The sequence below is a fragment of the Pseudoflavonifractor phocaeensis genome, assembly GCF_021531815.1.
Taxonomy (GTDB): Bacteria; Bacillota; Clostridia; order Oscillospirales; family Oscillospiraceae; genus Lawsonibacter; species Lawsonibacter phocaeensis_A.
On the sequence record NZ_JADYUM010000008.1, the window covers coordinates 1 to 20,657 of the forward strand.

Sequence of the window (20,657 nt, forward strand, 5' to 3'; positions counted from 1 at the left end):
GTTTTTGCGAAATTGCGCGGCGCTTGCCGCGCGAATAAACCGCTTTGCGGTTTATTCAGTAAACATTATTATACTGGTTTTAAAAGACAAAAGCAAGAGCCCGGACGGTACGTCCGGGCTCTTGAGGGGTGCGGGGAATCATCAAGGGGCTGTTTGGGGAGAAGCGGATCACATCTCCTCTTCCTTGCGCTTTCTGCCGGTGATGGCCAGCCAAGCCAGACCCATGCCGGACACGGCAGCGGCCATGATCCAGAGCATCAGGTTATCGCCGGTGGCAGGGACCTCGGCCTTGGGGACATCCGGCTCGCCGATGTCGATGTCGGGCTCGGAGGGCTCGGTGGGCTCGGTGGGCTCAGTGGGCTCAGTGGGCTCAGTGGGCTCGACCTCAGGATTGGTGGGCTCAGTATCGGGCTTGTCGGTGTTGGGGATCTCGATGTCAGGGATGTCGGCGGCCTCCACGTAGTACACGGTGATGGTCTTGTTGCTGTTGGCAATACCCTTCACAGGATCGCCGGTGGTGCTGTCGTAGGTGTAGCCGTCGATCTCGATGGCATCATACTGGGTCATGTCGTAAGAGGTGTTCTTCTTGACGAGCTTCTGCTCAAGCTGGTGGATCTCTTTGTCGGTTTCCTTGTCCAGATACTTCACAGTGACAGTGTAGTAGGTGGAACCATTCCCGTTGCCGGGGTTAGTGGGAGTGGTGTAGTCATAGCGCAGGGTGATGGTGGCGGTGCCGTCGGCGGTCACGGTGACGGAGGCGGGGGAAGCGCTGGAGTAGGAGTAGGCCTTGCCGTTATAGGTGGTCACCTTGGTGATGTTGGCGGCGTCGATGCTGGAGCCGACCTTGCCGCTGGCGGTGATGGAAGAGCTGCCGTCGAGGCTGTTGTCGGTGTAGTACTTATGGACCACAGTGTAATTGGCATCGCCGGGATCGGTGCTGTAGTTGCGGATATAGTTGATGGTGATGTCATACCGTCCGTCGCTGCTCAGTTCCACAGACAGGGAGGAGGGAGTGCCGTTTACGAAGGTGTACGCGATGGTGTCAGTCGCGGTGGTGTAGACCGGCTGCTTGGTAGCGGTGTAAGTGGCGCCGATCCAAACGCCGTTCTCCTTGCCGGTGACGTCGGTAACGGTAGCGTACTCGGGAGTAACACCCTCGGAAGCGATGTACTCAGCGTCGCTCAGGGACTCGTCTACGGTATAGGTGTCGCGGGCGTAATACTTGTGGGTGACCCGGACGGAGACACCGGAGTCGTGGCGGGTATCGACGTTTTTGCTGTAGTACAGGTGGATCTCGTTGGTGCCGGGCTGGACCTCGATGGTGGTACCGGAGATGAAGTCGCTGGTGGCGTCCTTGCTGATCAGACGGTAACCATTCTCGTCGTTTTCGTCAGCCTTCAGGTTGGGAGTGGCGGTGAAGGACAGGCCCACATAGCTGGTGGCGTGCTGCTCTTCGGGCTCATAGCCTTCGTTGGGATAGCCGGTCTTGGTACCGTCCCAGTTGACCTCTGTGTAGTAGTGGTAGACGTACACGGTAGCGGAGTCGCGGTTGCCGGACTTCTTGCTGTACTCAAAGTTCACAACGTTGCCGGTCTCGCCGACGGTGATCGGGTATTTGTTATCGACAGCGACCAAGTCAATGTCGCCGTGCTTGGCGGTGTCCAGGGTGTAATCGTCAGGCTGGGGGACCGCCTCGTAGGTTTCGCCCACGTACAGTTCGGCGGTAACGGGGGCCTTGGTGGGGCCGGCCGTGGGAGTGATGTTCTGTACGCCATCCTCATAGGTGTAGTTGTAGATGGTGTACTTGTGGTTGACAGTGACCGTCACCTTGTCCAGAGGATTCTCGCGGTCATAGTTCAGCTCCAGGCTGTTGGTACCGGTGGCGCCCAGTGTCAGGGTGAGGTTGGGCGTGCCGCGCAGCACGTAGGTGTATTCGGTTTTGCTCTCATCCGCGTTGGTGACTTCATAGGTGGTGTCGGTGGCGACGGTGACTTCCATACCCACGTAGAGAGTGGTAACAGGTTTTCCGTTTTTGTCGGTCAAAGTGTAGGTGGTGTCGGAGCCTTCGAAAACGGGAGCGTCATAGTAATCGGCTTTGCCGTCCTGGACGGTCATGTTCTTCACGTGATAATTGTGGGTGACGCTCAGGTCGGTCTCGACCAATTCGCTCTCGCCCTCCCGAACGTACTGGAGAACCACAGTGATGCCGGTGGCGCTGTAGGTCTGGTTGAGGGAGGAGGTATCAACGCGCGTATACTCTTCGTCTCCAAAAGAGGTCACAGGAGAGATGGTCTTGGTGTCGCCGATCTCGCCAAAGTAGTTGACAGGCGCGGGCCAATTTGCGGAATCCACAGCCCGGCGCTCGGTGGTCACAACGCCGTTGCGTACGCAGAGGACGTCCTCAAAGTATTCATGTTTGACCGTGATCTTGCCGACCTTGGGAGGATCGCCGGCCTTCTTGTCCAGGTAGACGTGGGCCTTGTTGTTGTTGCCGGCCACCAGGGTGATGGAGGCGTCAGAAGGAGTTTCGAATTCGCCCTCGTCATACATCAGGTCCGGGGTGTAGCCTTCGCGGCCCTCGGGGTTGGTGGAGACGACGGGGAATACCTGACCCGCGTAATAAGTGGTGCCCGCTGCGGGATAGGAGGCGGAATCGGTAAAATCGTCTTCCTCATAGCTCCAGGTCACTTCGCCGGAAGTGGCATCGATCTCGCTGGTCCAGGTGCGGAAGTGGTGGACCACTTCATAGGTGGCGGTGTCGGGATAGTCCGAGTCGTTGTAATAGATGTTGACCTCATTTTGACCCGCGGTGGGGTTCGCGACCACGGTGATGGCGCTGGGAGCGCTGGGCGTGGGATAGGTGTGGTCTTTGTAGGTCAGCTCGTAACCGTGCTCGGGATCAGAACTGAAGTCGTAGGTCTCGCCGGCATACCGACGGACGGTGGCGCTGGTGCCGATCTCAGCGTTGGGATCGGTGGTGAGAGAGAGGTCGGCACCGTCGGCGGTGTAGGTGTTCAGGGTGTAGATGTGGTTGATGGTCACATCGATCAGGGCGCCGCGGCGATCAATGATCTGCTTATAGGTGGCCACGATGGGGTTGACGCCGGTGTGGAGGTTAAAGGAGATGTTTCCGTTGCTGTCACACATCACCTTGTCGCCGTTGGCGGTGACACTGTCCAGCTTATAGAGGACATTTCCGGTGCCATCCTTCTTGTCCTGATCGATATTCTTGGTATAAAGCTGGGGGGCGGTGAGGTCCCTGGCGATGGGGGAGGCGGTGCCCTTGCTCTCGTTGGTCAGCTCCAGCTCATAGCGGCCGGACTCGGGATTGATCTTCCACTCCCAGGTCTCATAGTTCTCCTGGAGGGTGACCTCGGCCTCGGTCTCTACCGTGAAGTAATAGAGGTTCAGAACATCGCTTCCGTCCGATTTGACAGGATTGATCTTGAGGGTGCTGGTCTCACCGTCAACGGCGTCATTTGCCGTTGTGACAAGCGTATACACGCCGTTCTGAGTCTTGGGGCTGGCCTCATACTCGCCGCCCACAACAGCGGTGGGATGATCGGTGTCGGGAGTGCCGTAAGTGCCCTTGGTGACCGTACCGTCCGCGTTCATGGTGTCGGTGCGGTAATAGTGGTTGACGGTGATGGAAACGGTATCGCACTGATAGTAGACCTTGATCACGTTTTTACTTACGTCAGCCGTGATGGGGATGGAGGCGGGGTTGGCCTCGGAGAAGTGATAGTTGCGGCTGTTGTACTTGTTTACAATCTCAGTGGGGACCTCGCCGTCTTGGTCCAAGATGGTAACATCTTTGTGGAGGTTGGTCTCGGGGCCGGTTTCGGTCTTGTCGAGATTGTAAGTGCCGGAGTTATTCCTGTCCTCCAGATAGTATTCGATCGTGTAAGCGTATTCGGGGATGTCGCCCTTCACGGAGGGAACGTTGAAGTAGTTGGTATTCACGCTGGCGTTGGGGTTCAGGTTGCCGTCGGAATCCAGCAGATCAACGGCGTAAGTCAGGGAGGTGACGTTGTTGGTGGGATACCAGTTCTCCTCCTTGAAGCCAACAGCGGAAGTGTCCAGCTTGATGCGGTAGGTCAGGGAGTAGGTGTAGGTGGCGGGGGTCTGGCCGTCGGAGGTGGGCTTCTCCTGCCAGAGGTTCCAGGTCAGAGTCTTTTGAGCCTCGTCATAGGTGACGTTCGGGTTGGTGGCGGTCTTTCCGCTGGCGGGATGCACTAGGCCTACATAATTGATGTACTGGGCCATGGGGTCGGTGACCTGCCAGGCCTGGAGCAGCTTCTTGATCTGCTCCACGATCTGATCAAAGCCGATGCTCACCTGGTCGCCGGTGGTGGCGTTTCTGGCGCAGCCGGTGCTGGCGACGCTGTTGGCCAGCCAATCGCCGATGGTGACGGAAACCTGCCGCTGTTCGGTATAATCGTGCTCGCCATAATAAGGAGCAAGACCATGAAAATGCAAACTTTGTTCTGTACAATGGACGGTAACATCTTCCCAAGAAGTATAGCAGGTGTCGTTGGCTGCGGCAAACGCCAGGGTGTAGATCGCTGCTTTGCGGTCACTCTTGATGCTGGAAGCAGTTGCAGCAGCTGCGTCGGCGCACTCTTTCGTGGTCAACTGATTCCAAAGGTTCCCGTTAGTACCGCTGATGGTCTCTGTGCTTTCCGATGCAATGGCTTTGTAATTGGGAGAACCGTCGGTCAGCAGAACGACGAAGCGGCTGGAGATGTCCTCGACCTGGCTGGAACCCAGCAGGTTATAGGCCAGCAAAAGTCCGCCGTCAATATTTGTGCTGGGGCCCGCTTGAATCCCGGAAATCGCGGACTTGACCTCATCGGCCTTCGCTGTGCTCTCGGCAGCGTCAGTCCAGCCGATGTTGCACGTTGCGGTACCGTAGAAGCTGACAACGGAGATCATGCGCTTGGCACCGTCGGCGTCCTTAACAAAGTTATCCACGAACTGCTGGGCGGCAGTCTTGGCTTTGGTCAAACGCTGGTCTGCCAGAGGAACATTGTTGTTCTCTTGGTTCCCGTTCCAGATCATGCTGTTGGAAGCATCCAGGACCAGCACGACCGCAGCGTCGGGGGACAGCTTGATGTCCTCCAGCTTTTCCTTGGTGGTGACGATCAGGTTGATGTCAAAGGTGTCCTTGGCCACGGCAGTGATATTCTTCTGCATGGTGATGCTGTCGCCCTCAATGCTCTTCAGAGAGGAATCCAATTTTTCGCCGGTGGTGTTCCCGTCGTCATCATACTCGATATAAGATCCAATCTGGTCGGCGCCGTTGCCTCCAGCGGCAAAGGCCCCGATCTGGACCAGGCTCAGGGTCATGACCAGGGACAGGAACAGGGACAGGCCCCGGCGGCCCATGGTCTTCAGACTGCGTTTTCTCTTGGCAAGATGTTTGTTAGCCATCATTTCGTTCTCCTTTCACATTTGAAGATCGAAATACTGGCGGCTGGGCGAGCGTGGCGCTTTGGCTTTAGCCCCCTGGCTTTGCGTCCCGTCCTTTCGGGCGGTTTGCCGTTTTCAGGTATTTCATGCGCGCGGTGTTCCGCGCCGTCCTTACTACGGTTGGTTTGTCATGCCTGGGCATGGCGGAGAAGTGGTCGTCCGCCTCCGGAGTTGTCTTCCGTGCCTCTCAGAGCGCTGTCCATCATCAGGATTAGCTCCAGGACACTTCGGAAGCTCTGTTCCCTCCCTTCCTCCAGCCAGGTGACAGAGCCCTGCCAGCTGGCGTTTTGCCGGAAGATGACGCGCACCGCAAAGGTTGCCAGCGCGCCCTCTTGCGCTTCGGTCTGGGGAGAGCTTCCCGTTTTTCCTCTGGACGGTGGGGCGAATGCACGTGCCGCGCTAAATGCCTGGGGGAGGTTGATCACGTCCAGAGCCTGGTTCATCTTCACCAGAAACTGGGTCAGGCTCTGAAAGGTCTCGCCCTCGCTCAGGGACGGGTTGTAGAACCGGCCGGCCAGAACGTCGTTGTCGTAGGAATCCACGCAGACGATGGTGGTCCGGTACTCGTTGCCCCGTATCCTATGTTCCATTCGGGAACCTCCCTTCTGCTTACTACAGTTAGGAGTATACCATGCGGCGGTTACAAAACCGGTTACATTTCGATGTTTCACATTCAAAGAATCAAAAAAATGTGCCCAAAAAACCCGGCTTATTTTTGTATGAATCACACGAAAAAGTGAAAATGGAACGAAAAACTGGAAAATATTACAGAGAGGGAATAAGAAAGCCGGGAGCTTCTGGAATGGTCCAAAAACTCCCGGCGGAGAGGGGAAAACATCAAAGTAAGCCTGAATCGTTGCTGAAATGCCCAAAAACGGGGATTTTTACCAGGACCGGAGATCTGCTCCGGGGATTATTCGGGGATGGAACTCATATCAGACCCGGGGTACGCCAAACAGGCCTGGACCGGTTCGGCGCATCCGAATCTTAAACAGCGTCCAAACCCAGGCGGCGGCGCAGCCGTTCCGGGTGGTCGGCGTGGTCCAGAGCGGTCTCCAGTGTGATCTGGCCGCCCCGGTACAGGGACAGAATGGATTGGTCCATGGACAGCATCCCCTCGGCGGCCCCGGAGGAGATGGCGTTGTCGATCTGGTAGGTCTTGCTGTCGCGGATCATGCTGCGGATGGCGCTGTTCACGCGCATGACCTCGTAGGCGGGGATGAGGCAGCCGTCCCGGTCAGGGAGGAGCTGCTGGGATACCACTGTGTGGAGTACCACGCTGAGCTGGACCCGGATCTGCTGCTGCTGGGCGGGAGGGAAGGTGTCGATGATCCGGTCGATGGTGTTGGCGGCGCCTCTGGTGTGGAGGGTGGCGATGACCAGGTGGCCGGTCTCGGCGGCGGTCATGGCGGTGCGGATCGTCTCATGGTCCCGCATCTCCCCCAGAAGAATAACGTCCGGGGCCTGGCGCAGACAGGCGCGGAGGGCTGAGGGATAGTCCGCGGTGTCGATGGCGATCTCCCGCTGGCTGACGATGCTTTTCTGGTCCCGGTGGAGAAATTCAATGGGGTCCTCCAGGGTAATGATGTGGCAGTTGCGGGTCCGGTTGATCCGGTCGATGACGCAGGCCTGGGTGGTGGATTTGCCGCTGCCGGCGGTCCCGGTGACCAAAACCATGCCGTGGACCACGCCGGCCAGTTCCATGACCTGCGGGGGGATGTGGAGGGTCTGCCAGTCGGGGATCTCAAAGGCCACCACCCGGACCACCGCGGCCAGCGAGCCCCGCTGGCGGTAGGCGTTGACCCGGAACCGGGCCGTACCGGGTACGGCGAAGGAGAAATCGTCGTCCCCCCGGCGCAGGTAGTCCTCCATGGGGCGGTCCGCCAGGGTGTAAAGGGCGGAGATCAGCTCCTGGGTCTGGGGCGGAAAGACCTTCTCCGGACTGATGGGGCAGATCTGTCCGTCCAGCTTTTCGCTTACCGGGCCGCCTGCCACGATGAACAGGTCGGACGCTCCATCCGTTACCGCCCGGTTCAGATATTCCATCAGCGCTGCCATGAGAGGGTCTCCTTCCTTTTATATGTAGTGGTATTGTTCAGCCGCCGTCCCAGACGGTGAGGCTGTCGTCGGGCTGCCATGGGACGGTGGAGATCGCCTGCCAGCGCAGAATGTTGTAATCGCTCCCCCGGACTTCCACCTCTACCCACAGTTCCAGGGTGTCAGAGATGGGGCAGACATAGGAAAAGCAGTCGCCATCCCGGGTCACCCCACGGGGCACTTCCCCCTGGCGGAGCCGGGCCAGGATGGTTTCGGCCTGACAGTCCGCCTGATAATAGCCGTGTACGTTCTGCGCGGCGGCGGAACCCAGCCGGTGTCCGGCCTGGACAGTGGATAGGGAGAGGAGGGCGAAGACGGTCAGGGTGAGGACGGCGAAGATGACCAGCAGGGAGGTGCCGCCCACCACGGGGGGTGAGAAGCGCTCTTTGTCAGCCATGGGGCTCCACCTCCCCCTGCCAGGCCACCGTCAGCTCCGCCAGAGGGGAGGAACCGGCACCATTCGCTTCCGTGATTTCGATCCGGACCTGCTGCAGCCCAGCCAGACCGGAGGGTTCAGCCCGTGCCTCCAAGTGGTAGGCAGCCTCTTCCCGGCCGGAGACGGCCCAGGTTTCGTCATAATACAGGGACCAGACGCGGTGAGAGACCTGGCCGCCCAGGGCGCGGGAGGCCGCTTCCAGAGCATGGTCCTCTTCGCCGCCGGCGTGCTTTAGTGTCTCGGCTGCTGTCTGCGCCTCCAGCAGAGCGCGGTCACAGGCTGCGTCTCTGCGGGAAAGCGCATCAGACCAGAGAAAAACCCGGAGACACAGGGCGGCAGCCAGGGCGAAAACCAGCACCATGACAGCCTGCTCGATCAGAGCCAAAGGAGCTTTGCTGCTCATGACGCCCCCTCCTTTCCGCCGCGAAGGGACAGGGTGAACCGGAGAACGCCGCCGGTTTCCCCGGTCAGCGCGCAGGAGAGCGCGCCGTCCTCCTGCTCCAGGGACAGCCCCTGGGCCGGGAACAGCTTTTCCCCCGCGTCAGGGGAGAAGTCCGCTCCGGCGGCGGTGAACAGCTCCCGGAGCCAGCCGTCATAACAGTAGATCAAAGTGACATATGCTTCACCGCCGGCCTCCTCCGCGAGGACCAGCACGTCTCCCGCGGTGGCGTCCGGGAGCAGGGAGACGGCGCCGCCGTTTTTCGTCTGCCGCACCTTGGTGGACAGATACTGGACGGCGGTGCGCCGGTCATAGGCGGCCTGGTCCCGGCTGGTGACCCGGCGGTAGGCGTCGGCGCCCAGCAGGAGGACCAGAAGGATGCAGACCGTGAAGGCGGCGAACAAAAACAGAACGCTCAGACCGTCGATCCTGTGGCTGTGTTGTCTGTTATCTCTCATCGGCAAGTTCCAAAACGGTGATGTCGGGCATCAGATTGGAGGCAAAGATTTGGTAAAATACGGTGTAGCGTTCCCGGTCGATTTGGAGCCCGTAGTGTTCTTCCAGATAATCCAGGCTGGGAGGATAGATCCCCTCGTCGGCGTAACAGGCCACGGCGGCCCGGCGGATGGAGGCCTCCAGACGCTGGCGGGCGTCTTCGCCCCGGTCCTCGTTCAGATTGGTCAGGGCAGCCAGGAAACCGAGCAGGACCAGAAGGAGCGCGGCGGGGAAAAGAAGGGACCGCAGGGCGGTCCGGAAAGAAACGTGTTTCCCCATAGCGTCACCCGATGGCCGACATGATGTTCATCAGCGGCAGCATGACGGAGAGAAGCACCATGCCGACAAGGGAGGAGGTGACCAGAACCAAAGCGGGTTCTACCCGTGAAACGGCCTCATTCAGGGCGGACTCACTGTCCTCGGACAGCCGGCGGGCGATCTGGGACATGGCGGAATCGCCGTTCCCGCTGCGCAGGCCAAGCTCCAGCAGGCGGCACTCATGCTGGGGGAGAAGGGCGGAGTCGGTCATCGCCCGGGTCAGAGGCTCGCCCTGTTCCAGCCGGGCCAGACAGCTGGCGCAGCGCTGCCGGGCGGCGGGTACATCCTCCAGAAGGTTGGCGGACAGGGAGAGGGACTCTTCCAGGGGCAGGCCGCTGTTCAGCCCCATGGCCAGGGATTGGGCGAAGCGGGCGGTATTTAATTGCTGGGAGACGCCCCGGTCCCCCCAGCGCTTCCGCCACCATGCGGAAAGTGTTTCACGGAAGGCGGGAGAGGCGGCAAACAGGGCCAGCAGCCCCACGAACAGGGCCAGCAGGAGGCACAGGAGAGGCATGGCCCGGTCCAGGAGCCGTCCCAGGGCCAGCAGCCCCCCCGCAAGTCCGGTGAGTTGGCTGCCCAAGCCGGCATAGACATCGTTGAAGATGGGGAGCACCCGGGTCAGCAGCACCACCAGTACCGCCAGCATGACAAGGAGCAAAACGGCGGGATAGAGCAGAAGAGAGCGCATCCGGCGGTCCAGCCGGAAACGCTCCTCATAGTAGTCGGCCAGCGCATTCAGCGCCTCTTCTGTGCGTCCGGACCGCTCTCCCACAGCTAACAGGCCGCAGACATAGTCCGGGAAACAGCCGGTCTCCCGGACGGCTTCAGACAGAGCCCCTCCCGCGTCGGTCTGCCGGGACATGTGGTCCAGCAGGGCGCGGAGGAAGGGGGAGGCCTCTCCGTCGGCCAGCAGGGACAGGGCGTCGCCCGCGGACGTGCCGGCGTGCAGGAGCAGGGACAGGGCGCGGCACAGATTGCTGATCTCATCAGAGGATAATCTACGTGCTTTCATAAGGACTCCACATGTACATACAGGTTGTGAGAAACGTCCGGGTTTAATAAAAGTATTTTGGGGTATAGTTGGAGCCGTTTCCAATATACTCCATGATGTAGCTGCTTTGATTTCCCGTGGAGGCGAAGGTGGGGTCCATCCGCTTCCAGGAGTTTCCGTCAAAGTAGATGGCTCCGTCGACCCAGCCTGTCTCCTGGGACCAGACGCTGATCCAGGCGTGGTAGGCGGACCCGGCATAGCCGATCACCAGTTTGCAGGGGACCCCCTGACTGCGGAGCATTCCCGTCATCAGGGCGGCGTAATCAAAGCAGATCCCGCTCTTTTTTGCCAGCACCGTGTCCAGCACAGGGAGATAACCGCTCTGGACGGTGACGGCCAGCTGCCGGTCATAGGTCAGGTTCTGCACCACGAAGTTGTAGATGGATTCCACTTTTTTCAGGGGATCGGTGAGGTCCGCGGTCAATTCCTGGGCTTTGGCCACGGTGTCAGCGGCGTCAGCGTAGTTTACATACTGGTTGGGGCGGAGAAACGGGGCGAACTCGTCAGAAAGGGTGACGGTACAGGACTGGGACAGTACACAGGCGTATTTGGTCCCCTCGATATTCTCGTAGACCACGAACTGGTAGGCACCGTTGCCGTCGGAAAGGGGGAAAGCGGCCCATTGTCCGGCGGCCAGGTCATATGTATAGGTGATGGCGGGCCCCTTGACCTGGGCTTTCAGCCGTTTGGTGGTAGAGGCGGTATATTGGACCATCACATAGCCGTCCCTGGTGTTGGAGTAGTCGATGACGGCTTTTTCATTCCTTTTTTCCAGGGTGCCCGGGGCGGAGACGGTCAGCTCCGTGGGCAGCGCGGCGGGAGCTTCGGAGAGCGCTACCATCTCCTCTGTCAGGTCCACTTCGTCCAACGGAACGGCGTCCACATAGGCGCCAGCGGAGGAGTCTGCCCGGCTGGAGCCGCCGGCGGGGGCGGAGAGGCCGCATCCCGCCAGGCCGAGAAGGGCCAACAGAAGCATAGCGCTCCGGAAAAGTCGTTTGTTCATAGGTGATTCCTCGTTTGAAAAGGATATAAAAAACCATTCTTACGGTGAGTATAGCACACCCTTTCAGAAAAGTAAAGAATTTTTGATTTACTTACAAAAAATAAAAAAATTTGTAACTACGCTGGCGAGCTAATTGAAATTAAGAAAACTTTGTGTTATCATTGCTTTGATTAGGCAGGTGTCTTGGGGGAATATTCCACAAGCAGCCTGGCGGTTGAGGGAGGTGTGTGCGATGGAGGAAAGTCGGCTGCGGGTATGTATGCTGGGCGCTTTTTCCATCGAACTGGATGGAAAGCGGATGGATGACAGCGGAAACCGGTCCAAAAAGGTCTGGCTGCTGCTGGCTTATATGATCTATTGCCGCAATCGTCCGGTCTCTCAGGAGGAACTGACTAGTTTGCTTTGGGGAGAAGAGGAGAACAGCTCCAATCCCCTGAATGCGCTGAAGACCATGTTTCACCGCGCGCGTACCATGCTCAATCAGTTGGGGAGCAGTGCGGGGCACGACCTGATCGTCCGCCGGGACGGCAGCTACGCATGGAATACGGAGATCCCCATTTGGTTTGATGTGGAGCGGTTCGACGAACTGTGCCGCGCGGGAGGAATGGAACAAGAGGAGGAACAGCGGCTGGAGCACTACCTTCAGGCCCTGTCCCTGTACCAGGGGGACTTTTTGAGCAAGCTGTCCTCCGAACCCTGGGTGGTGCCTATCGCCGCTTATTTCCATAACCTCTATACCCAGGTGACCCAGGAGGCCCTGATCATTCTGGAGGGACAGGGGCGAAAGGCGGAGGCTGTGGACCTGTGCCGGCGGGCCCTGGACATCGAGCCGTACAGCGAGGAGCTGTACCGGCGTCTGATTCGGGACCTGTTGGATACGGGGGATCAGCGGGGGGCCATCGCGGTCTATGAGGAGATGAGCGAGCTGTTCTTCTCCAACTTTGGGGTCATGCCGGCGGAAGATATTCGGGCCATGTACCGGGAGGCCATCCGCAGCGTCAATGACCGGGCGGTCCCCATCGGCGTGGTCCGGGAACAGCTGCGGGAACAGGACCCTCTGGCCGGAGCCATGGTCTGCGAGTACGACTTTTTCAAGGTGCTCTACCGCGCCGAGGCCCGGATGGTGGCCAGAAGCGGCGACGCGGTACATATTGGCCTTTTGTCCGTGTTGGGAGAGGAGGGCAAGGAATTGCCCAAGCGCAGCCTGGACCGCGCCATGGAAAATCTGGAGGAACAGATCAGGCTGAATTTGCGCCGGGGCGATATCGCAGCCCGGTGCAGCGTGTCCCAGTTCATTCTGATGCTGCCCCAGGCCAATTATGAGAACAGCTGTATGGTGTGCGAGCGGGTCTTAAAGGCGTTTTACCGGCAGTATCCCCACTCCCCGGCGGAGATCCACTACTCAGTCCAGCCTTTGGAACCCAATCTGTGACTCTTTCATCATAATAAGCCGGCGGCTCCCTTGGGAGCCGCCGGCTTTGTCATGCCGGGATGATCAGTGGTTGGCCATGCGGTAGATGGCCAGAATGTCTTCGTATCCCAGGACCTGGAAAGACCCGATGGTCCGGGTATCAAAGAAGGTGCAGCGGTGGGCCAGCTCCTGGAGCGTTTCCTCCGGCAGCACGCCGCAGCCCAATTCGGAGAAGCAGGTGGGCATGTTCAGGGAGCGGAAGTAGTTGGCCGTGGCCTCGATGGCCTCCCGGGCCAGGGCCTCATCATCCTTTCCAGCGGGGTCCAGACCCCACACCTGCGTGCCGAACTGGGCGAACCGGGCGGGATTGGTCTTGCAGCAGTAGCGGGCCCAGCTGTCCCACACGGCGGAGAGGGTAGCCCCGTGGGCGGCGTCGAACATGGCGCTGAGCTCATGGCCCAGCTGATGGGGGGCGAAGTCCATGACTCCGCCCAGGCCGGTGAGGCCGTTGTGGGACAGGGAACCCGCCCACATCAGTTCGCTCATGGCCTGGTAATCGCCGGGGCAGTCCAGGGCACGGCGGCCGTTCCGGATGACACAGCGCAGCAGGCCCTGGGCGATCTCGTCGGTGAGCTCGTTGGTGGTGATGGGATTGAAGTAGCGGTCCATGGTGTGCATCATGATGTCCACTACGCCGCAGGCCACCTGGTAGGGGGGCAGGGTGAAAGTGAGCTCCGGGTCCATAATGGCGAAGCGGGGGCGGTTGAGCGGGGTGCTCAGGCCGCGTTTTACTTTGGTTTCGTCGTTGGTGAGAACAGCGGAGTCGCTGCTTTCGCTGCCGGCGGCGGGGATGGTGAGGACCACGCCGGTGGGGAGGTTTTTGGACAGGGGGACCTTGCGGGTCCAGATGTCCCAGAGATCCAAATCCGGATTGGCGGCGCCCGCGGAGATGGCCTTGGCGGTATCGATGACGCTGCCGCCGCCCACAGCCAGAATAAAATCGGCCCCAAAGGCCAGAGCCTGCTTTACGCCGTCCCGGGCAAAGCCCAGGCGGGGGTTGGGCTTGACCCCGCCCAGGGTCTCGTAGGTCAGGCCGGCCTCCTCCAGAGAAGCCTTGATCCGGTCCAGCAGACCGCTTTTGACGGCGCTTTGACCACCGTAGACCACCAGGACCCGGGAACCGCCCCACTGGGCGGTCAGTTGGCCGGCCCGGCCGGCGGTCCCGCGGCCGAAGACGATTTTGGTGGGGGAATGAAATTCAAATGCCTGCATAGTACAAGCCTCCTTGTGTTGGTCGGATGGTACCATGGTACCACACCGGGGCGGGACCCGTCAACGCGGGAGGGAAAAAAGAGGGACGTGCCGCTTGGAAAGTGGCGGGCGGAAAGGAGCGGGAGGGTGGGCCCCGGCTTGACAAAACAAGGAAAAAACAGGGCCTCTGTTGCGAAAAAAAGCAAAAACCCCCCAATCAGTAATGAAGCAGAGATTGTGTAGTTTGTTGCTTGACAACCTTCGGGCAAATGCTATAATACAGGAACTGCCCGATGGGCGGAACAATGATTCACGCCGGATTTTATATCCACGGTGAGGAAGTAAGGTGTGTTGAAATGGAATCCTATACCTATTTGTTACTGTTAGCCATCATTCTGCTGTCCACCAAAGTGCTGGGCCTGGCTACGGAGAAGATCCATATGCCCCAGGTGGTGGGCGCCCTGCTGGCCGGCATTATTCTGGGTCCCAGCGGTTTTGGCGTGCTGCAAAGCACGGACTTCTTGGTGAAGACGGCGGAGATCGGCGTTATTATGCTGATGTTCACCGCCGGTATCGATACCGACATGCAGGAACTGAAAAAGACCGGCCCCCAGGCCTTTGTCATCGCCGTCATGGGCGTGACAGTGCCGCTGCTGCTGTGCGGCGGTCTGTACTTCCTGTTCTTCGGCGGAGAGCTTACCTTTATGAATGTGTTGAAGGCGGCCTTTGTAGGCTCTGTCTTCTCCGCCACCTCCGTGTCCATCACGGTGGAGACCCTGAATGAGATGGGCAAGCTGAAGACCCGGACGGGGACCACCCTGCTCAGCGCCGCCCTGATCGATGACATTCTGGGCATTATCGTCCTGTCCGTCCTCAGCGGCCTGAGTTCCGGCGGCTCCAGCCCCCTGTTGGTGCTGGGCCGGATCGCCCTGTTTTTCCTGTTTACCCTGGTGGTGGGACTGGTGGTGCGCCGCCTCTTCGGCTTTATTTCCGAGGAGCACTGGCACAGCCGCCGGGTGGCCATCTGGGCCCTGGCCTTCTGCTTGATCATGGCCTACTGCGCCGAGGAGCTGTTCGGCGTGGCCGATATCACCGGCGCCTACTTTGCCGGCTTGATCCTGTGTAACGTGACCAAGTCCCGGAAGTTCGTGGCCAAGAAGATGACGGTGGCCGCCTACATGGTGTTCACTCCGGTGTTCTTTGCCAGCGTGGGCATGAAGACCGATTTGAAGACCATGAATTCCGAAATTCTGCTTTTCGCCCTGGTGCTGGTGGCGGCGGCGGTGCTGTCCAAGATCATCGGCTGCGGCCTGGGCGGCAAGCTGTGCGGCATGAGCAACCACCAGTCGCTGGTGGTTGGCATCGGCATGGTGGCCCGGAGCGAGGTGGCCCTGATGGTGGCCCAGAAGGGAATCAACGCCGGAATGATCGACCCGGTGATCCTGCCTGCCATCGTGTTGAGCGTCATCGCCTCCGCTCTGCTCACCCCCATCCTGTTGAAGCTGTCCATTGCCAAAGGCCCGGAACTGACCTGACCTCTGAAAGAGTGAAGAATGTCCGGATCTCCCAAAGGAGATCCGGACATTTTTTATTGCTCCAGTTCCGCAGCCCGCTCCTCCAGCCACTGGGTGGTCTGGACCAGCCCCTCCTCCGAGAGGGGGAAGGAGGCGGTGGCGAGGATCTCGCTGAGAGCCTTGGTCAGGGGGCCTTTCCAGAGTTCCGCGTCCAAGGTGGTGTAGGCCTCGGCCTCCGGGTCGTTTTCCGGTGGCTCATGCTTGACGGGCTGGATAAAAAACCGGGCCTGGCCCTTGCTGCCATACCAGGTGTTGCCGTTTTCCCAAAACAGCATGGTAGGGATAAAAATCTCGTTCAAGATCAGTCGCTCCTTGTGGTGGGATTTGGGTCGCCCCCGGGATCAGAGGTCGTGCTCCGCCCAGTCCAGGCTGCGCCCCACGGCTTTGTGCCAGCCGCTGAGCAGCCGCCGGCGGGGAGTTTCCTCCATTTGAGGCTGGTACTGCTGGGACAGGGACCGCATGGCCCGGATCTCGTCCCGGTCCTTCCACAGCCCCACGGCCAGTCCGGCCAAATAGGCGGCCCCCAGGGCGGTGGTCTCACGGATAGCGGGCCGGCAGACGGGCTTGTTCAGAATGTCGGCCTGGAATTGCATCAGGAAGCGGTCCCGGCTGGCGCCGCCGTCGGCGTTGAGGGCGGACAGGGAGATGCCGGTGTCCTTCTCCATGGCTTCCACCAGGTCATAGACCTGGTAGGCGATGGACTCCTGAGCCGCACGGATGATGTGTTCCCGCCGGGTGCCCCGGGTCAGGCCCACCAGCGCGCCCCGGGCATACATGTCCCAGTGGGGGGCGCCCAGCCCGGTAAAAGCGGGGACCAGATAGACTCCCCCGGTGTCCGGGACCTTGGAGGCATAATACTCCGCGTCCCGGGCGTCGGAGATCAGGCGCAGCTCGTCCCGGATCCACTGGATGACCGCTCCGCCCACAAAGACGGAGCCCTCCAGGGCGTACTGGACCTGCCCCTCCAGGCCGATGGCGATGGTGGACAGCAGGCCGTTTTGGCTGCGGTACAGGCGGTCTCCGGTGTTCATCAGCAGGAAGCAGCCGGTGCCGTATGTATTCTTGGCCTCCCCCGGTTCAAAACAGGTCTGGCCGAAGAGGGCGGCCTGCTGGTCTCCGGCAATGCCGGCGATGGGCACCTCCACGCCCTGGAGGTTGGTGGTGCCGTATACGGCGCTGGAATCCCGGACCTGGGGCAGCATGGACATGGGGATGTCTAGGGTGCCGCAGATGCGCCGGTCCCAGCACAGGTTTTGGATGTCATAGAGCATGGTGCGGCTGGCGTTGGTCCGGTCGGTGACATGGACCTTGCCGCCGGTGAGCTTCCAGACGAGCCAGCTGTCCACCGTGCCGAAAAGCAGGTCCCCCGCCTCCGCCTGCTCCCTCGCTCCCTCCACATGGTCCAGGATCCACTTGATCTTGGTGGCGGAGAAATAGGCGTCGATGAGCAGCCCGGTGTGATCCTGAATGTATTGCGTCAGTTCCGGGTCCTGTTTCAGCTGTTCACACAGGGGCGCGGTACGGCGGCACTGCCAGACAATGGCGTTGTAGATGGGCCGCCCGGTGTGTTTGTCCCAGACGATGGTGGTCTCCCGCTGGTTTGTGATGCCGATGGCGGCGATCTCTTCCGGGGATACGCCGGACTGGGCCAGCACTTCGGTGAGAACGGAGTATTGGCTGGACCAGATCTCCATGGGGTCGTGCTCCACCCAGCCGGGTTGGGGGTAGTGCTGGGTAAATTCCCGCTGGGCCACGCCGATGATGTTCTGTTCCCGGTCAAAGAGGATGCAGCGGCTGCTGGTGGTACCCTGGTCCAGGGCGATGACATACTGTTTCACAGGTGGTCCCTCCCTTTTGTCCCCTTGTATTATGCCAGAAAACAGGGGCGATGTAAAGAGATGTAAGGAGAGGTTTGGGCGGACAGGCACCTCCGGGAGGCGGTGGCATAGGATGGAACGTGGCATCGCTACAATGATTTTATTGCTTTGTCAAAGGAGTGCCTATGAAACGATATTTTGCTCCCGGTTGGGAACCCGACCGGGAAGATGGGGTGGTAGCCTACCTCAATCATGGGGAGGATAGCTGCCGCCAGTCAGAGGCTTCCTGCTGTCATCACCGCTGTGACTGCCGGGATGACTGCCGCTGCGACTTCCGGTGCTGCTGTCCCGTGATCGTGGGTCCCACCGACCCCACTGGCCCCACTGGTCCCACCGGGCCGAAGGGCGACACCGGCAACACCGGAGCCACCGGACCCACCGGCCCCACTGGCCCCACCGGGCCCAAGGGTGACACGGGCAACACCGGAGCCACCGGACCCACCGGGCCCACTGGACCTACTGGGCCCAAGGGCGACACCGGCAACACCGGAGCCACCGGACCTACCGGCCCCACCGGCCCCACCGGGCCCAAGGGCGACACGGGCGCTACCGGCCCCACTGGGACCTGCGTCTGTTCCTGCCGTTCCATTGGCGAAATGGTCACCAACGGCGGGATGGAGCAGTTCCAGAACGGAGTCCCCGTGGGTTGGAGCACCGCCGACCCCGCGAAGGTGGAGCAGTCCACTGCCCAGGGGAGAGTGCACACCGGAAACTCTGCCGTCAATCTGTCGGACGGCGGCGACCTATTTCAGGATATCCGAATCACCGGCGGCTGCTGGTTCGACTTCTCCTTCTTCGCCCGGGGCCAAGGGGCTCAAGTGTCCGTGGAGGCAACGGTCACCTTCCGGAACGACCAGGGGCTGAACCAAAACGGCCTGACCATCCTTGTCCGGCGGCAGGATATGCCCAATGACAACCGGGAGTTTGCTTACTACCGGAACATCACGGGCCAGGCGCCCGCCGGGGCCACCACGGCGCGGCTGCGTTTCGTGGTATCGGCCGAGGGCGGCCAGTCCATGGACCTGGATGACGTGTCCTTTGCTGTGAACTGAGGACCACAAGGAGCGCTGCCTATGGGCGGCGCTCTTATTTTTGAAAGGAGGGACAGCGTGGGACGGTATCAAGTCTGTGTCTACGCCATCTGTAAAAATGAGGAGCAGTTTGTGGACCGCTGGATGGATTCCATGTCCGAGGCGGACCGGGTGGTGGTGCTGGACACCGGCTCCACCGACGCCACGGTGGAGAAGCTGCGGGCCCGGGGGGCGGAGGTGACGGTGGAGGTCATCTCACCCTGGCGGTTTGACACGGCCCGGAACCGCTCCATGGAGCTGGTGCCGGAGAGCATGGACATCTGTGTCTGTACCGATCTGGACGAGGTGCTCCGGCCAGGCTGGCGGGAGCTGCTGGAGGAGGCCTGGGTCCCCGGCGCTGGTCAGGCCACCTACCGCTATACCTGGTCCTTCAACCCCGACAGCTCCGAGGGGGTGGTGTTCTGGTATGAGAAGATCCACGCCCGCCGGGGCTACCGGTGGGTCCACCCGGTCCATGAGGTGCTGGCCTGGACGGGGGAGGGGAGGCCCGGCCCCACGGTGGTGGCCGACGGAGTCCAGCTGGACCACCACCCGGACCCCTCCAAGTCCCGGGGGCAGTATCTGCCCCTGCTGGAACTGTCGGTGGCGGAGGACCCGGAGGATGACCGGAACGTCCACTATCTGGGGCGGGAATACCTGTTCCGGGGGCGCTGGGACGACTGCATCCGGACACTAAAGGGCCATCTGGCTATGCCAAGGGCCACCTGGCGGGACGAGCGGGCGGCCTCCATGCGGTATATCGCCCGGGCATACCGGGAAAAAGGGGAGACGGCGGAGGCCCGGAACTGGTATCTCCGGGCAGTGGCCGAAGCGTCTCACCTGCGGGAACCCTGGACCGACCTGGCTATGCTCCTCTACGAGCTGGAGGAGTGGGAGGGGGTGCTCTACTTCACCGGGCAGGCCCTGGCCATCACCCACCGGCCCCGGACCTATATCTGTGAGGCGGCTCCCTGGGGGAGCCTGCCCTATGACCTGCGGTCCATCGCCTTTTACCGGACGGGGCGGATGCAAGAGGCACTGGAGGCGGCGAGGGCAGCGCTGAAGCTGGAGCCGGAGAATGAGAGGCTCCGGGGCAACGTGGCCCTGCTGGAGCGGGAAGCCGCCGGAGAAACACCATCCCCCGCCTGAAATCGGAAGAACACATAAAAGGGCCGCCCGAACTGGGCGGCCCAAGTTGCAGGCGCACACTGCGCGCCTCCGTGTCAAAAAAGGACGGAGCATGGGGGCGTGCCCCGTGGATGGGCACATCACCGCAGGGGCCGGCGCTTTTCCCGGCTCTGTCATTCTTCCCGGATGACCAGCTCCAAGCCGGGGGTCTCTCCGGCCGCCTCCTCCATGGTGCCCAAGAGGGCGCGGCCATAGCCGCCCAGGGCGTCCAGGGCCAGGAGATGGACCAGCTCCAGGCGGATGGGTCCCACATATCCGGTGAGCAGGTCGTACAGGGCGTCCAGGTTCCGGCCATACCAGTCCGGGAAGGACAGTTCCCGGGCCAGGTAGTCGTGGGCAGCTTCCCGGCTGGTCATTTGGGCGCAGTCCAGCACAACGGTCCTCATCACCAGACCACCTCGCCGTTCTCCACCCAGACCTCGGTAAAGGTCTCATAGTGGTCCTCAGTGTGGAAATACAGCCCGTCGTTGGAGAAGACCAACCGCTCGGCTCCCCGGCTGTCGGCACCGTTGGTGTTCAGGTCGCATTCCGTGTAGCTGCGGCCGGACTCCTTGGGCAGCAGGCCCTCCCGGTTGCCGAAGCGGTCGCCTCCGATGGCGGCCCCCTCCAGGTAGCGCTCCACGCTGCCCCCGGACCAGCCCAGGTCCTGGGCCTCCTTCTTGGTGATGTAGTTGTCGGGGAGCATCCCGTAGTACTCCAGATAGAGGACCACGCTCTCCAAATCATAATAGTATTCGCCCTGAACGGGGACAAAGCCGGTGTCGGCCTCCGAGCTGGACGAGCCGCCATCGGGGAGAACGGCAGCGCTGGAGCCGGAAGAACTTTCGGGCAGAATTGCCGGCTGACTCTGGGAATCGCCGCCGGTGGTGGTGATGACCACGGGGGCGAAGTCGTTGGCGCAGCCCGTCAGGCTGAACAGCAGGAGCAGGGACAACAGCAGGGAAGTCATTCGTTTCATCAAAGATCACTCATTTC

At 60.9% G+C, this 20,657-nt stretch carries 18 protein-coding genes and 1 riboswitch; of the genes, 4 read left to right on the plus strand and 14 right to left on the minus strand.

Annotation, left to right across the window (positions count from 1 at the left end):
* Nucleotides 1-168: 168 nt before the first annotated feature.
* From I6E42_RS06410 to I6E42_RS06450, 9 genes are all read right to left on the minus strand, one after another.
* Nucleotides 169-5,436, minus strand: coding sequence for a vWA domain-containing protein (locus I6E42_RS06410; RefSeq protein WP_235371104.1), 5,268 nt, complete (start codon nucleotides 5,434-5,436; stop codon nucleotides 169-171).
* Between the two features lie 32 nt (nucleotides 5,437-5,468).
* Nucleotides 5,469-5,553, minus strand: a riboswitch (cyclic di-GMP riboswitch).
* Nucleotides 5,554-5,600: 47 nt separating this feature from the next.
* Nucleotides 5,601-6,062, minus strand: coding sequence for a hypothetical protein (locus I6E42_RS06415; RefSeq protein WP_235371105.1), 462 nt, complete (start codon nucleotides 6,060-6,062; stop codon nucleotides 5,601-5,603).
* 397 nt (nucleotides 6,063-6,459) lie between these two features.
* Nucleotides 6,460-7,530, minus strand: coding sequence for a type IV pilus twitching motility protein PilT (locus tag I6E42_RS06420; RefSeq protein ID WP_235371106.1), 1,071 nt, complete (start codon nucleotides 7,528-7,530; stop codon nucleotides 6,460-6,462).
* Between the two features lie 37 nt (nucleotides 7,531-7,567).
* Nucleotides 7,568-7,966 carry a hypothetical protein gene (locus I6E42_RS06425; protein WP_235371107.1) on the minus strand — a complete coding sequence of 133 codons (399 nt, stop codon included), beginning with the start codon at nucleotides 7,964-7,966 and terminating at the stop codon, nucleotides 7,568-7,570.
* Entirely contained in the window at nucleotides 7,959-8,408 is a 450-nt protein-coding gene (locus tag I6E42_RS06430; RefSeq protein ID WP_235371108.1) for a hypothetical protein, read from the minus strand. Before I6E42_RS06430 ends, I6E42_RS06425 begins: the two co-directional genes overlap by 8 nt.
* Complete coding sequence (locus I6E42_RS06435; protein WP_235371109.1) at nucleotides 8,405-8,902, minus strand: DUF4860 domain-containing protein; 498 nt, start codon at nucleotides 8,900-8,902, stop codon at nucleotides 8,405-8,407. Before I6E42_RS06435 ends, I6E42_RS06430 begins: the two co-directional genes overlap by 4 nt.
* Entirely contained in the window at nucleotides 8,892-9,218 is a 327-nt protein-coding gene (locus I6E42_RS06440) for a hypothetical protein (RefSeq protein ID WP_235371110.1), read from the minus strand. The genes I6E42_RS06435 and I6E42_RS06440 overlap by 11 nt, the downstream gene beginning before the upstream one ends.
* A 4-nt stretch (nucleotides 9,219-9,222) precedes the next feature.
* Nucleotides 9,223-10,269: a type II secretion system F family protein gene (locus I6E42_RS06445; RefSeq protein WP_235371111.1), complete on the minus strand. Its 1,047-nt coding sequence runs from the start codon at nucleotides 10,267-10,269 to the stop codon at nucleotides 9,223-9,225.
* Nucleotides 10,270-10,312: 43 nt separating this feature from the next.
* The gene (locus I6E42_RS06450; protein ID WP_235371112.1) at nucleotides 10,313-11,311 is read right to left on the minus strand and encodes a transglutaminase-like domain-containing protein; all 999 of its coding nucleotides are present in this window, start codon (nucleotides 11,309-11,311) and stop codon (nucleotides 10,313-10,315) included.
* A 232-nt stretch (nucleotides 11,312-11,543) separates the two neighbouring features.
* Here I6E42_RS06450 and I6E42_RS06455 point away from each other — a divergent pair, with 232 nt between their 5' ends.
* Nucleotides 11,544-12,743, plus strand: a complete 1,200-nt coding sequence (locus I6E42_RS06455; protein WP_235371113.1) for a BTAD domain-containing putative transcriptional regulator — start codon at nucleotides 11,544-11,546, stop codon at nucleotides 12,741-12,743.
* 63 nt (nucleotides 12,744-12,806) lie between these two features.
* Here the strand turns inward: I6E42_RS06455 and I6E42_RS06460 are convergent, their stop codons facing one another.
* Nucleotides 12,807-13,994, minus strand: a complete 1,188-nt coding sequence (locus tag I6E42_RS06460; protein WP_235371114.1) for an iron-containing alcohol dehydrogenase — start codon at nucleotides 13,992-13,994, stop codon at nucleotides 12,807-12,809.
* 335 nt (nucleotides 13,995-14,329) lie between these two features.
* On the opposite strand from I6E42_RS06460, the gene I6E42_RS06465 reads away from it, so the two are divergent.
* Nucleotides 14,330-15,508, plus strand: a complete 1,179-nt coding sequence (locus I6E42_RS06465; RefSeq protein ID WP_235371115.1) for a cation:proton antiporter — start codon at nucleotides 14,330-14,332, stop codon at nucleotides 15,506-15,508.
* Between the two features lie 53 nt (nucleotides 15,509-15,561).
* Here I6E42_RS06465 and I6E42_RS06470 read toward each other — a convergent pair whose 3' ends face one another.
* Nucleotides 15,562-15,846, minus strand: a complete 285-nt coding sequence (locus I6E42_RS06470) for a hypothetical protein (RefSeq protein WP_235371116.1) — start codon at nucleotides 15,844-15,846, stop codon at nucleotides 15,562-15,564.
* Between the two features lie 42 nt (nucleotides 15,847-15,888).
* A complete protein-coding gene (glpK, locus tag I6E42_RS06475; protein WP_235371117.1) occupies nucleotides 15,889-17,385 on the minus strand; it encodes a glycerol kinase GlpK in 1,497 nt (498 codons plus the stop codon).
* Nucleotides 17,386-17,549: 164 nt separating this feature from the next.
* Here glpK and I6E42_RS06480 point away from each other — a divergent pair, with 164 nt between their 5' ends.
* Together I6E42_RS06480 and I6E42_RS06485 are read left to right on the plus strand one after the other, a co-directional pair.
* The gene (locus I6E42_RS06480; RefSeq protein ID WP_235371118.1) at nucleotides 17,550-18,476 is read left to right on the plus strand and encodes a hypothetical protein; all 927 of its coding nucleotides are present in this window, start codon (nucleotides 17,550-17,552) and stop codon (nucleotides 18,474-18,476) included.
* Between the two features lie 57 nt (nucleotides 18,477-18,533).
* The gene (locus I6E42_RS06485; protein ID WP_235371119.1) at nucleotides 18,534-19,643 is read left to right on the plus strand and encodes a tetratricopeptide repeat-containing glycosyltransferase; all 1,110 of its coding nucleotides are present in this window, start codon (nucleotides 18,534-18,536) and stop codon (nucleotides 19,641-19,643) included.
* A gap of 152 nt (nucleotides 19,644-19,795) precedes the next feature.
* Here I6E42_RS06485 and I6E42_RS06490 read toward each other — a convergent pair whose 3' ends face one another.
* Nucleotides 19,796-20,068, minus strand: coding sequence for a barstar family protein (locus I6E42_RS06490; protein WP_235371120.1), 273 nt, complete (start codon nucleotides 20,066-20,068; stop codon nucleotides 19,796-19,798).
* Nucleotides 20,068-20,640 carry a ribonuclease domain-containing protein gene (locus I6E42_RS06495; protein ID WP_235371121.1) on the minus strand — a complete coding sequence of 191 codons (573 nt, stop codon included), beginning with the start codon at nucleotides 20,638-20,640 and terminating at the stop codon, nucleotides 20,068-20,070. Before I6E42_RS06495 ends, I6E42_RS06490 begins: the two co-directional genes overlap by 1 nt.
* Between the last annotated feature and the right edge of the window lie 17 nt (nucleotides 20,641-20,657).